Here is a 13,072-nt window from a genome sequence, read left to right as displayed (position 1 = left end):
TTTAACTCTTAAATGTAAATAAAGCGAAAATAGCGCCCTGTTTTCTTTACTCTAAGTTTAAAAACAATATAATCGGCAAAAAATATATTTTCTTAAGGCAAAAAATAATGATGCACTATCTAAAAATAGAAGGCAATGCCAAATTAAGCGGCGAAGTAAAGATAAGCGGAGCCAAAAATGCCGCCCTACCTATCATCGCCCTAACCCTACTTGCTAAAAATAAGATAAATTTAACAAATATCCCAAATGTCGCTGACATAAAGACGCTTTGCCAGTTGCTTGTTAATCTTGGAGCAAAGTGCGAATTTAAAGATGAAAACTCACTAAGTATCGACACAAGCAGTGTAAATTCGACCACAGCAAACTACGACATCGTTAGAAAGATGCGCGCTTCTATCTTGACGCTTGGTCCGCTTCTAGCGCGCTTTGGACACTGCGAAGTGAGCCTACCTGGTGGCTGTGCGATTGGACAAAGACCAATAGATCTGCACCTAAGCGCACTTGAGAAAATGGGCGCAAATATCGAGATAAAGCAAGGTTACGTTGTCGCAACCGCGCCAAATGGTCTAAAAGGCGCAAAGATCGTTTTTGACAAGATCACCGTAACTGGCAGCGAAAACATCATCATGGCAGCAGCACTAGCACACGGCACGACAGAGCTTTTTAACGTCGCGCTTGAGCCTGAAGTGGTGCAAATTTGTGAAATTTTAGCAAGAAGTGGCGTAAAGATCGAAGGCATAGGCACGAGCGAGCTAAAGATCACTGGCAGCGGTCAAAAACTACTTGAAATTTGTGATATCGAGGTCATCCCTGATAGGATCGAGGCTGGCACGTACCTTTGCGCTGGAGCTATCACAAATAGCAAAATTTCAGTCACAAGAGCAAATGCTGCGCACATGACAGCCATTTTAAATAAATTTGAAGAGATGGGCTTTGGCATCGAGATCGATGGCGATAAGATCACGATTTTGCCGGCAAATGAGATAAAACCAGTCGAGATAAGAACGACTGAGTATCCAGGCTTTCCAACCGATATGCAGGCTCAGTTTATGGCGCTTTGTCTTGCAGCAAATGGCGTTAGCACGATAGATGAGAGGCTTTTTGAGAACCGATTTATGCACGTTAGTGAGCTAGCTAGAATGGGCGCTGATATCCGCTTAAATGGTCACATCGCAAGCGTTTATGCTCCTGCAAATTTAAATGCAGCTGATGTCATGGCGACTGACCTTAGAGCAAGCTCAGCGCTGATACTAGCCGCTCTCATCGCAAATGGCGAGAGCTTGGTGCATAGAATTTACCACCTTGATAGAGGTTATGAGAGGCTTGAGGAGAAATTTAAAAGCCTTGGGGCAAAAATAGTTAGGCTTGAGGAGTAAAAATGTTAGTAAATGACGCACTTGAAGCTTTAAAAGCTAAATTTAAACCAAAAAATGAGAGCGAAATTTTACCCATCAGCGAGGCTCTTGGCAAAACCTTAGCAAATGACGTGATAGCGGTCAAAGACCTGCCCTGCTTTGATAACTCAGCGCTTGATGGATTTGCTATTAAATTTGATGAAAAAGATGAGCCATATAAGATCATTGCAAGTGCCTTTGCAGGCGATAAAGAGCAGCTAGCTATCGGCAAAAACGAGTGTGTGAAGATAATGACAGGTGCAAAGATGCCAAAGGGCGCTGACACGGTCATGAGATTTGAAGACTGCGTCGTTGAGGGCGAGTTTGTAAAAGCGCCAGCCAAGCTTAAAAAAGGCGAGGCTTACCGCTTTAAAGGCGAAGAGACAAAGGTTGGTGAGATTTTACTAAAGAGTGGCGAAATTTTAAACACAAGAAGCGTGATGATGCTAGCAGCTCAGGGCATAAGCTTTATAGATGTGAAAAAGCAGCCTAGTGTTGGAATTTACTCAAGCGGCAACGAAATCATCGAGCCTTGGCAAAGAGCTAGCGAGGATGAAATTTACAATGCAAACGCACTTGGCATCACCGCACTTTTAAGCTCAATCGGTCAAAAAAGCTCATATCTTGGCATCATAAAAGATGAGCTAAGTGCTGTAAAGCAGGCATTTTTAAACGCTGCAAACTACGATATCGTTATCTGCTCTGGTGGAGCCAGCGCTGGTGAGGCTGACTTTATGAAGATAGCCCTAAGCGAGCTTGGATACAACGAAATTTTCTCACACCTTGACATAAGACCTGGCAGACCTTGCAAGGCTTATGAAAAAGATGGCAGGCTTGTTTTTATCTTGCCTGGCAATCCTATGGCTGCTTATCTTTGCACGATGATGCTTGTTTTGCCACTTCTAAAAAGTGAGTGTTTTGTGACACAAAAAGCTATAAATAGCGAAAATTTAAAGGTAAAATCAGGTAGAGCAAATGCGGTTTTTGGCAATATAACTGATGGCAAATTTATAGCAACTGACGGCGGAAAATATGGCTCAGGCATGATAAATCATATATTAAAGAGTGATTTTGTGTTGATAACTAGCCCTGATCAAGGTGAAATTTTACAAAATAGTGAAATTTCACTTATAAAACTTCCATAATCCTTGACAAATGAAAAACAATCTGATAAAATGCGGACTTCATTTTGATTGCGGGAATAGCTCAGGGGTAGAGCACAACCTTGCCAAGGTTGGGGTCGCGAGTTCGAATCTCGTTTCCCGCTCCATCTTTTTTATACTCATTTTTTTACTTTCCACAAAACTTTTTGCAAATGAAGTCAGCATCTATCCGATGTATTGTGTTGTCAATGATCAAATTTCGCTTAGCACTTTTGGCTTTGAAGGCGAAGACAATGAAATTTTAAACCTAGAGGGCAAAAGAGCTGCCAAGATAGATAGTAAAAAACTCTATGAAATTCTAACAGCAAATTTTAAAACATATAATGACAAAAGCGGCGGCAGCGTAGCTTTTGTAAAAAACTGCTCTATCATGGATGAAATTCAGATGCAGTTTCTAAGAGAGATCAGTAACGAGTACCCAGGTATCAGCGTGAGCGATCTTAGCATCAGTCCGCAAAACAAACTCCCTGCAAATTTTAAGGACTTAGTCTTTAAAAATATCTTTCTAAACGATCAAAATAGCCAAAAAGGCGTTTTTAGAGCCTCATTTGAGGACGTTGATCTAAGTTTAAAGAGCCTTTATTTTAAATTTAGCTTTAACGCCAAAATGCCAGTTTTTATCGCCATAAATTCAATGAATACAAACCACATTTTAAGCCTGCTTGATTATCAACCAACAATGATAGAGTTTAGCAAATGGCCACGTGACGCGCTTTTTGGACTTAGCGCCTCAACACTTGTTACAAAAGTGCAAATAAGAAGCGGAGAAATTTTAACCAAACGCCAGTTTAACGCCATAAGCTTAGTAAAAAAAGGTCAAATGCTAAATGCAGTCTTAAGCGAGGGTGGCGTCAAGATAATCGCTGAAGTAAAGGCGCTTGAGGATGGAAATTTAGGCGATATTATAAAGATAAGAACAAAAGAAAATAAAATTTTACAGGCCACAGTTTCAGGCAAAGATGAGGCAGTTATCAGATGAAAAAGGTAGTTTTTGCAGCCACTGGAGCAAGCGGGGCTGGGCTTTTTCTAAAGCTAATAAATGCCGCCAAAGATAGCTGTGAGGCGCACGTCATAGTTAGTAAAAATGCTATGAAAGTTTTGGAGACTGAAGAAAATTTAAAGCTAAATTTAGATGATCTTGGCGTGAAAATTTATGATGATCAAGACCTTAGCGCAGGCCCAGCTTCTGGCTCATTTGGCACGGATGCCATGATCATAGCGCCCTGCTCTACCAACACGCTAGCAAAAGTTGCAAACGGCATAAGTGACACGCTCATCACAAGAGCTGCAAGTGTTGCGCTAAAAGAGAGACAAACTCTAGTTTTGGGCGTTAGAGAGATGCCATTTTCTACGATCGCGCTCTCTCAGATGCAGCTACTCTCATCTCTTGGAGTCATCATCGCTCCTCCAGTTTTAGGCTACTACGCAGGCATAAAGAGCCTTTCTGATATGGAAAATTTCATCATCGGCAAGTGGCTTGATGCCTTAAAAATCGAAAATAATCTTTACAAAAGGTGGCAAATTTGAAAAAATCTTGCATCTATCCAGGGACATTTGACCCTATAACAAACGGCCATTTAGACGTCATCATAAGAGCTACAAAAATTTTTGACAAAGTGATCGTCGCAGTCGCAAAAAGTGATAGCAAACAGCCTATGTTCGCACATGAAAAGCGCATAGAGATGGCAAAAGAGGCAGTTTGTGAGCTAAAAAACGTAAGCGTTCTTGGCTTTGATAACTTACTTGTTGATTTTGCTAAATCTCACGGCATAAACACCGTCATCAGGGGCCTTCGCGCGGTTAGCGACTTCGAGTATGAGCTACAAATCGGCTACGCAAACGCTGCGCTTTGGGACGAATTCGAGACGGTTTATCTTATGCCAAGCTTAAATAACGCTTTCATATCAAGCTCGATCGTCCGTTCAGTCTTGCGCCACGACGGCGACGTGAGCAACCTAGTGCCAGCAAAAATTCTTAAAAATTTAAAGGCGTAAAATGTATGTTTTATTTGAAGGCATTGACGGCGTTGGCAAGAGCACGCAGATAGAAATTTTAGCCTCTAAATTTAGTGATGCCATCGTCACAAAAGAGCCAGGTGGCACGCAGCTTGGTGAAAATTTACGAGAAATTTTACTAAATTCGAGCATAAAAATAGGCAAAAGGGCTGAAATTTTACTCTTTTTGGCTGATAGGGCTGAGCATTTTGAAAAGCTAGTAAAGCCAAATTTAGGTAAGCTCATTTTAAGCGACAGAGGCTTTATCTCTGGCATCGCCTACGCTTTGGCAAATGATGAAAACTTAGATGAAAACGTGCTTTTAGAGCTTAATAAATTTGCACTAAATGATAAATTTGCAGATAAGATAATCTTTTTTGAAGCAAGCCATGAGCTAATAAGCTCGCGCTTAAAAAATAGAGGCACTAGCGATAAGATCGAGGCTCGTGGGCTAGAGTATCTTTTAAAAGTGCAAAGCCTAATGAAGCAAATTCTTATCAAAAATGGCTTTGAAACGCTTTTTATAGACGCATCTAAAAGCATTGAGCTAATTTCAAAAGAGATAGAAAATTTTATAAATTTTAAGTAAAATCACAAAAAAATAAAAAGGATAATGCGATGATAACGGCACTTCGTGGCATGAAAGATATGCTTCCAGCTCGCGCAAAACTTTACGCACAGATAATAAAAACCTGCGAGGAAGTCGCAAAAAACTACGGATATGAGCAAATTTTGACCCCGCACCTCGAGGAGACGGCGCTTTTTAAAAGAAGTGTCGGCGAGAGCAGCGACATCGTAGGCAAAGAGATGTATCAGTTTGAAGACAAAGGCGGTAACGACGTTTGCTTGCGTCCTGAAGGCACGGCTGGCGTGGTTAGAGCATTTATTGAGGCGAAGCTTGATAGGGCAAACGCTATAAAACGCTGCTTTTATCACGGCTCGATGTTTCGCTACGAGCGCCCACAAAAAGGCCGTTTAAGGGAGTTTCACCAGTTTGGCTGTGAGTGCTTTGGCGAAGGCAGCGTCTATGAGGACGCGAGCATTATCTTGATGGTGAGCGAAATTTTTAATAGACTAAATATAAAAACAACCCTAAAGATAAACTCGCTTGGCGACGAGAGCTCGATGAAGTCTTACAAAGAAAAACTTGTTAAATTTTTAGATGAAAACGATGAAAAAATTTGCGAAGACTGCAAAAGACGCAAGCTTTTAAACCCTATCCGCGTGCTTGACTGCAAGGTAGAAAGCTGCCAAGAAATTTACAAAAACGCTCCAGTCATCACTGATAGCCTAAGTAATGAGGCGCAGGCTGATTTTGCAAAGCTGCAAGAAATTTTAACGGCAAATGGCGTTAAATTTGAGATAGACACTAAGCTTGTTCGTGGGTTAGACTATTACTGCAAGACGGCGTTTGAGTTTATCAGCAACGAGATAGGCTCACAAAGTGCAGTAGCAGGTGGTGGCAGATACGACAGGCTCGTTGAATATCTTGGCGGTAGAGCAAGTTATGGCGTTGGCTTTGCGATGGGCGTTGAGAGGATAATGGAAATTTTAGGTGAAGCTGGAGATGAGCGAGACGGAGTTTATCTTTGTGCGCTTGATGCAGCGAATGTTGATTTTATCTATAATCTTGGCTCAAAACTTCGCAAAAAATATCATGTTGAAATTTCTTATGAAGCCAAAAAACTTCAAAAACATCTGCAAAATGCCGACAATAAAAATGCAAAAATTTTCCTTTGTGTGGGCGAAAATGAGATGAAAGAGAATAAAATTTGGTATAAAAATTTAGAAACCAAAGATGAAAAAACGATAAATTTAGATGAGCTTGAAAAGGAGCTGGGATGAATGATTTTGGACTTAGCATTTGGGGCAATTCAAATTTTGTGATAGAAGATGGCAAAGTCTGCATAAATGAAGCTAGCAAGCCAGCGATCATCGACATCGTAAAAGAGATAAGAGACGATGGCTATAGAGGGCCACTACTGCTTCGCTTTCCGCACCTTATCCAAAAGCAGATCGAGCAGATCCACGCAAGCTTTGCAAAGGCAAAGAAAGAATTTGCCTACAAAGGCAGCTTTAACGCCGTTTTCCCGCTTAAGGTCAATCAATATCCAGGCTTTGTAAAAAACCTAGTACGCCTTGGCAAGCCCTACAACTACGGCCTTGAGGCTGGTAGTAAGGCTGAGCTACTTCTAACTATGGCTTATAACAACGACAAAGCGCCTATAACGGTAAATGGCTTTAAAGATAAAGAGATGATAAATATAGGCTTTATCGCCGCTGAAATGGGGCATAATATCACGCTAACGATTGAGGGCTTAAACGAGCTTGAAGCTATAATCGCCATCGCAAAAGAGCGCTTTAAACCAAAGCCAAAGATCGGACTTAGGGTAAGACTGCACTCGACAGGATCAGGACTCTGGGCAAAAAGTGGCGGCATACACTCTAAATTTGGCCTAACATCAACCGAGCTAATAGAAGCTGTAAAGATGCTAAAAAAGGCAAATTTACTTGAAAACTTCACGATGATACACTTTCACATCGGCTCTCAAATAAGCGAGATCCATCCGCTTAAAAAAGCACTCATCGAGGCTGGCAACATCTACGCTGAGCTTAGAAAAATGGGCGCCTCAAATTTAAAAGCGATAAATTTAGGTGGAGGCCTTGCTATCGAGTACTCGCAGTTTAAAGAAGAGAGCAGCAGAAACTATACGCTAAACGAATATGCAAACGACGTTGTTTATATGCTTAAAACCATAAGTGAGCAAAAAAAGGAGATCGAGCCAGATATTTTCATAGAGTCGGGTCGCTATATCGCCGCTTCTCACGCACTTTTGGTCGCTCCTGTGCTTGAGCTATTTTCTCAAGAATACACCGAAGAGAAGCTAAATTTAAAGAAAAATAATCCAAATTTGATAACCGAGCTAGTCGATCTTTACAAGTCAATCAAGCCTTCAAACGCCCTAGAGTACCTGCACGACGCTATCCACCACACCGAGAGCATCCTCACGCTTTTTGATCTAGGCTATGTCGATCTGCAAGATAGGTCAAATGCAGAGGTGCTTTTAAGGCTCATTAGTAAAAAGGCTGTCGTGATGCTTGGCAACAAGAGCAACTCAAGCGATCTAACTAAAATTCAAAAAGAGGTTCAAGAGAGATACCTGCTAAATTTTTCGATCTTTCAAAGCTTGCCAGACTTTTGGGGGCTAAAGCAAAATTTCCCTATCATGCCACTTGACAGGCTCGATGAGCGCCCTACCCTGCCAGCTTCGATCTGGGACATCACCTGCGATAGCGACGGCGAGATCAGCTATGATGACGAGAAAAACCCACTACTTTTGCACGATGTGGATGTGGAGAAGGAGGATTATTTCTTGGGATTTTTCCTAGTTGGCGCATATCAAGAGGTAATCGGCATGAAGCACAACCTCTTTACTCATCCGACAGAAGCTACCGTGGAGATAACAAGTGACGGCTACAAGATCACAAATTTACTAGAGAGCCAGTCGATCCTTGATATCATGGAGGACATGGACTACGATATCTACGAGATCCAAGACACTCTAAATGAACGCTTAGAGAAATCAACTCTGATAAACGAAACACAAAAGAAGCAAATTTTGGGCGAACTTTATCTATTTTTAAATGACAATAGCTACTTAAAGACAATCAACTAAAAAGGACGAAAATGCAACTAGCAAACAGAATGCAAACATTGAGTGAATCAATCACAATCGCGATCAGCACAAAGGCCAAAGATATGAAGGCTGCTGGCATCGACGTGATCTCGCTTTCAGCTGGTGAGCCTGACTTTATGACTCCAAAAAAGATAAGAGAAACTGTAAAAAACGCACTTGATAATGACAGTAAAAGTGGCAAATACACGCCAGTGCCGGGCTTGCCTGAGGTTATAGAGGCCATTAGAGCAAAGCTAAAAAGAGATAACGGACTTGACTACAAAGCAAATCAAATCGTCACAAACATCGGCGCAAAACACTCACTTTTTAATGTATTTCAAGCGCTTATCAACCCAGGCGACGAGGTCATCATCCCCTCTCCATACTGGGTGAGCTACCCTGAGATCGTTAAATTTTGTGGCGGCGTGCCTGTCTTTATCGAGGCGGACGAGAGCACAAATTTCAAGATCACAGCCGAGCAGCTAAAAAAAGCGATCACGCCAAAAACAAAAGTCTTTTCGCTAAATCACCCGACAAACCCAACTGGAGCCGTATATACAAAAGAGGAGATCGCGGCATTTGGCGAGGTTTTAAAGGGTACTGACATCATCATCACAAGCGATGAAATTTATGAAAAAGTGATCTACGGCAAGAAATTTCACGCAGTAGCTTCAGTAAGCGAGGATCTTTTTAAAAGAACGGTCACGATAAACGGCCTAAGCAAGTGCGGCGCGATGCCTGGCTGGAGATTTGGCTATATAGCAAGCTCGATGGACTGGCTAATTGCTGGCATCAAAAAGCTTCAAAGCCAAAGCACAAGCAACATTAGCTCGATCGTGCAAATAGGCGCTATCCCGTCACTTCTTGGCGAAACTGACGAAGACATCGAAAATATGAGAAAAGAGTACGAAAAAAGACGCGACGTGGCAGTTGAAATGATAAATGCTATCCCTGGGCTAAGTGTAGTTAAGCCTGATGGAGCGTTTTATCTATTTGTAAAATGTAAAGAGGTAGATAGCGACTCACTTAGATTTTGCAAAAAAATGCTTGAAGAGGCAAATGTAGCGACCGTGCCAGGTGTGGGCTTTGGTATGGAGGGATACTTTAGAATTTCCTTTGCAACCGACATCGAGAGCATAAAAAGAGCGATTGAGAGGATTGCAAATTTTGTAAAAAGCTACAAAATTTAATGATCAAATTTAGAGTAAATGGCAAAATTTTCGAGCTTGAAAACGATATAAATGTTTATGATTTTTTGGCTCAAAATGGCTATGAGCTTAAATTTATAGCCCTTGAGCGAGACGGAGAAATTTTGCCAAAAAAGCTTTGGAGTGAGAGTTTTATGAGCGAGGGCAAAGCTTATGAGATCGTCACTTTAGTTGGCGGTGGATGAGGAGAAAATGATAGAGATAGTATTAAATGGCGCAAAATTTAAGGTGCCAGTAAAGAGCCTTGGCGAGCTAAAAGAGCTTGCACTTGGCGATAAAGAGAGTGAAATTTATAAATTTTTAGAGAAATTTAACGCGACAAAGGCAGATATTTTTATCGTTGATGGCTTTGCTATAAAAGAAGATAGCGAGCTAAAAGATGGCTCAAACGTCGTATTTATAAGGCGTGGCGTGATGCCTGAGCGTGAAGTTTTACGCGCGATGATCGCCTCACGAAACAGCCCTGAGCTAAATTTAGCCCTAAGTAAAGCCGTGATCGGCGTGGCTGGACTTGGCGGTCTTGGCTCAAATATCGCGCTAAGCCTAGCTAGAGTTGGCGTAAAAAAGCTAGTGCTTGCCGATTTTGACGTCGTTGAGCCAAGCAATCTAAACCGCCAGCAGTATTTCGTCCGCCACATCGGCTTAAAAAAGACGCAGGCGCTTAAAGAGCTGATAAATGACGTCAATCCCTTTGTCGAGGTCGAAACTCACGATATATTTTTAGATGAAAAAAACGTGGCTAGCGTCTTTGGCGAGTGTGAAATTTTATGTGAAGCCTTTGACAACGTCGCTGGTAAGGCAATGATACTAAACGAAGCTGGGGCAAGCTTAAAAGATAAAAAGATCATCGGCGCCTCTGGCATGGCAGGATACTTTAGCTCAAATCTCATAAAAACCATAAAATTTGCCAAAAATGTCTATCTTTGCGGCGACCTCACAAATGAGGCGAAGATCGGTCAAGGGCTAATGGCACCGCGCGTCGCAGTCTGCGCAAACCACGAGGCAAATTTGGCCATTAGACTGCTTATGGGCTTGGAGGCGTAAGTGAAAAGTGATAGTTTGATCCTTGGCGGCAAGGAGTTTCAAAGCCGATTTATCCTTGGCTCTGGCAAGTACTCGCACGAACTCATCGACTCAGCCGTAAACGAGGCTGGCGCACAGATCCTAACCCTTGCTCTTAGGCGCATAAACGAGAGCAAAGAGCGAAATATACTCGACTTTATCCCAAAAGGCGTGACGCTTTTGCCAAACACAAGTGGCGCTAGAAATGCCAAAGAGGCCGTTCGTATCGCCCAGCTCGCACGTGAGCTTGGATGTGGGGAGCTTGTTAAGATAGAGATCATAACTGACTCTAAATTTCTCTTTCCAGACAATATTGAAACCATAAAAGCTTGCGAAGCCTTGGCAAATGACGGTTTTGTGCCAATGCCTTATATGTTTCCAGATCTAAACGCCGCAAGAGCGATGCTAAGCGCAGGGGCAAGCTGCATAATGCCTCTAGCTGCGCCCATTGGCTCAAACCAAGGGCTAGTTTTTAAAGATATCATTGAAATTTTGATAAACGAGCTTGATACGCAGATCATCGTGGATGCTGGCATAGGCAGGCCATCACAAGCGTGCGAAGCGATGGAGATGGGAGCGGCTGCTATCATGGCAAATACAGCTATTGCCTCATCTAAAAATATCCCGCTCATGGCAAGAGCCTTTAAAGAGGCTATCATCGCTGGTCGCAACGCCTATCTAGCAGGGCTTGGCGCAAAGAGCAAAAGCGCAAATGCTTCATCACCGCTCACTGGATTTTTAGACTGATGAAATTTACAAGAACCGACCACATGCAGCTCCTGCCTCACATGCAGGATGTCGGCAGCGACATTATGGATGAGATTTTAAAAGAGCGAGCAAGCTACAAGCCAGAAATTTACACTGAGGCTGACATAAAAGCAGCTCTAAATGCAAAACACTGCTCGCTTGAAAATTTAAAAGCCCTACTCTCGCCTGCTGCAACGCCATTTTTAGAGCAAATAGCCCAGCTCGCCCGAGCAAAGACAAGGGCAAATTTTGGCTCAAACATTACGCTTTTTACCCCGCTTTACATAGCAAACTACTGCGATAATCTCTGCGTTTATTGCGGTTTTAACGCTAATAACAAGATAAAAAGAGCAAAGCTAAGCGACGAGGAGATCACAAGAGAGCTAAGAGAAATTTCAAAGAGCGGCTTAGAAGAAATTTTGATCCTAACTGGCGAGAGCGAGACCAACTCAAGTGTCGCCTACATCGCAAACGCCTGCGCTTTAGCAAAGAAATTTTTTAAAGTCGTTGGGGTTGAAATTTACCCACTAAACTCTGAAGACTACGCCCTGCTTCATAAAAGTGGCGCAGACTACGTGACCGTCTTTCAAGAGACCTACAATCCCACAAAATACGAGAAAATCCACCTTGGCGGCAATAAAAGGATATTCCCATACCGCTTAAATGCGCAAGAGCGAGCGCTTCTTGGAGGCATGAGAGGGGTTGGCTTTGCAGCACTTCTTGGCATAGATAACTTTAGGCTTGATGCCTTTGCGACGGCACTTCACGCAAGCTTAGTTCAAAAAAAGTATCCGCACGCTGAGATCGCATTTTCATGCCCAAGGCTTCGCCCTATCATCAACAACGACCGCATCAATCCACGCGACGTGGGCGAGCGCGAGCTTTTGCAAGTGATCTGCGCTTATAGAATTTTCATGCCAACAGCTAGCATAACGATCTCAACCAGAGAAAAGGCGAAATTTCGCGACAATGCCGTAAAGATCGCTGCAAATAAGATAAGCGCTGGCGTAAAAGTAAGCATCGGCGCTCACGGCGAAGAGAAAAAGGGCGACGAGCAATTTGAGATAAGCGACGACAGAAGCGTGGATGAGATCAAAGCTATGATAAAAGCAAACGGCTTAGAGCCCTTGATGAGCGAGTATGTCTATGTTTAAAATTCTCTGCGTGGCCGACTTTGAAAGCTATGATGGCGATGACTTTTTAAAGAGGATACAGCTACTTTGCAAGGCTGGCGTGGATGAAATTTTGCTTCGTGCAAAGGGGCTAGACGAGGCTCAATTTTACGACCTTGCTAGGGTTGTGGCTCAAATTTGTGAAAACTACCGCAAGAAATTTATCATTAATCAATTTTTTGACGTAGCTTGCAAGCTAAATAGCGACTTTTGGCTCACTTCGGCACAGCTTGATTTTTTCAAATCCCATGCCGTTTTTTTAGATGAATTTAGAAAAACAGCTAAAATTTACGCCCCAGCTCACGACCTAGAGCAGGCTAAAATGTCAGCCTCTATCGCTGATGTGCTCGTTGCTTCTCATATATTTGCTACCTCTTGTAAGGCGGGTTTAGAGCCAAAAGGGCTAAATTTTATAAGCGAGCTAAAAAGCTTGAACAAAGAAATTTACGCACTTGGCGGACTAGATAGTGGGAACTACAAAGAAGCTATAAAAGCTGGCGCAAACGGCATTTGCTTCATGAGCCTAGCAATGAACAGCGACATAGAGCTTATAAAAAAGATAGCAGAGAGCAAAAACGAGCAAATTTAGCTTTATTGACATAAAATTTTACATATTATTTTATATATAAAAATACATAAAATTAAATTTATAGAC

General features: G+C 42.4%; 14 protein-coding genes and 1 tRNA gene. All 15 read left to right on the top strand.

From position 1 onward, the window contains the following. Positions 1-107: 107 nt before the first annotated feature. The 15 genes from murA to F3G91_RS00280 all read left to right on the top strand — a co-directional run bounded on the left by murA (position 108) and on the right by F3G91_RS00280 (position 13,006). Positions 108-1,376, top strand: coding sequence for a UDP-N-acetylglucosamine 1-carboxyvinyltransferase (gene murA / locus F3G91_RS00350; protein ID WP_103589679.1), 1,269 nt, complete (start codon positions 108-110; stop codon positions 1,374-1,376). Between the two features lie 2 nt (positions 1,377-1,378). Next, complete coding sequence (locus F3G91_RS00345; protein WP_149700346.1) at positions 1,379-2,539, top strand: molybdopterin molybdotransferase MoeA; 1,161 nt, start codon at positions 1,379-1,381, stop codon at positions 2,537-2,539. A gap of 50 nt (positions 2,540-2,589) precedes the next feature. Then, a tRNA-Gly gene (locus F3G91_RS00340) sits at positions 2,590-2,664 on the top strand. 65 nt (positions 2,665-2,729) lie between these two features. Next, positions 2,730-3,536, top strand: a complete 807-nt coding sequence (flgA, locus tag F3G91_RS00335) for a flagellar basal body P-ring formation chaperone FlgA (RefSeq protein ID WP_149700345.1) — start codon at positions 2,730-2,732, stop codon at positions 3,534-3,536. Beyond that, positions 3,533-4,084 (top strand): UbiX family flavin prenyltransferase, encoded by a 552-nt coding sequence (locus F3G91_RS00330; protein ID WP_149700344.1) that lies wholly within the window; start codon positions 3,533-3,535, stop codon positions 4,082-4,084. Before flgA ends, F3G91_RS00330 begins: the two co-directional genes overlap by 4 nt. Then, positions 4,081-4,551 (top strand): pantetheine-phosphate adenylyltransferase, encoded by a 471-nt coding sequence (coaD, locus tag F3G91_RS00325; protein WP_012001782.1) that lies wholly within the window; start codon positions 4,081-4,083, stop codon positions 4,549-4,551. The genes F3G91_RS00330 and coaD overlap by 4 nt, the downstream gene beginning before the upstream one ends. Before the next feature lies 1 nt (position 4,552). Then, positions 4,553-5,140 (top strand): dTMP kinase, encoded by a 588-nt coding sequence (gene tmk, locus F3G91_RS00320; RefSeq protein ID WP_149700343.1) that lies wholly within the window; start codon positions 4,553-4,555, stop codon positions 5,138-5,140. A gap of 29 nt (positions 5,141-5,169) precedes the next feature. Continuing rightward, on the top strand, positions 5,170-6,396 hold the full coding sequence (gene hisS, locus F3G91_RS00315) for a histidine--tRNA ligase (protein WP_149700342.1): 1,227 nt from the start codon (positions 5,170-5,172) through the stop codon (positions 6,394-6,396). Next, the gene (gene speA / locus F3G91_RS00310) at positions 6,393-8,228 is read left to right on the top strand and encodes a biosynthetic arginine decarboxylase (protein WP_009293792.1); all 1,836 of its coding nucleotides are present in this window, start codon (positions 6,393-6,395) and stop codon (positions 8,226-8,228) included. The genes hisS and speA overlap by 4 nt, the downstream gene beginning before the upstream one ends. 11 nt (positions 8,229-8,239) lie before the next feature. Next, positions 8,240-9,418: a pyridoxal phosphate-dependent aminotransferase gene (locus F3G91_RS00305; protein ID WP_149700341.1), complete on the top strand. Its 1,179-nt coding sequence runs from the start codon at positions 8,240-8,242 to the stop codon at positions 9,416-9,418. After that, complete coding sequence (gene thiS, locus F3G91_RS00300) at positions 9,418-9,621, top strand: sulfur carrier protein ThiS (RefSeq protein ID WP_149700340.1); 204 nt, start codon at positions 9,418-9,420, stop codon at positions 9,619-9,621. Before F3G91_RS00305 ends, thiS begins: the two co-directional genes overlap by 1 nt. A 7-nt stretch (positions 9,622-9,628) precedes the next feature. Then, positions 9,629-10,480: a sulfur carrier protein ThiS adenylyltransferase ThiF gene (gene thiF / locus F3G91_RS00295; RefSeq protein WP_149700339.1), complete on the top strand. Its 852-nt coding sequence runs from the start codon at positions 9,629-9,631 to the stop codon at positions 10,478-10,480. Further along, the gene (locus F3G91_RS00290) at positions 10,481-11,245 is read left to right on the top strand and encodes a thiazole synthase (protein ID WP_149700338.1); all 765 of its coding nucleotides are present in this window, start codon (positions 10,481-10,483) and stop codon (positions 11,243-11,245) included. Beyond that, entirely contained in the window at positions 11,245-12,399 is a 1,155-nt protein-coding gene (gene thiH, locus F3G91_RS00285; RefSeq protein ID WP_149700337.1) for a 2-iminoacetate synthase ThiH, read from the top strand. The genes F3G91_RS00290 and thiH overlap by 1 nt, the downstream gene beginning before the upstream one ends. After that, the gene (locus tag F3G91_RS00280; protein WP_223227792.1) at positions 12,386-13,006 is read left to right on the top strand and encodes a thiamine phosphate synthase; all 621 of its coding nucleotides are present in this window, start codon (positions 12,386-12,388) and stop codon (positions 13,004-13,006) included. Before thiH ends, F3G91_RS00280 begins: the two co-directional genes overlap by 14 nt. Positions 13,007-13,072 lie beyond the last annotated feature (66 nt).

The organism is Campylobacter concisus (assembly GCF_902460715.1).
GTDB classification, from domain to species: Bacteria; Campylobacterota; Campylobacteria; order Campylobacterales; family Campylobacteraceae; genus Campylobacter_A; species Campylobacter_A concisus_AK.
Note: the sequence above shows the minus strand (reverse complement) of the source record. Positions and strands in the feature narration are given on the sequence as shown.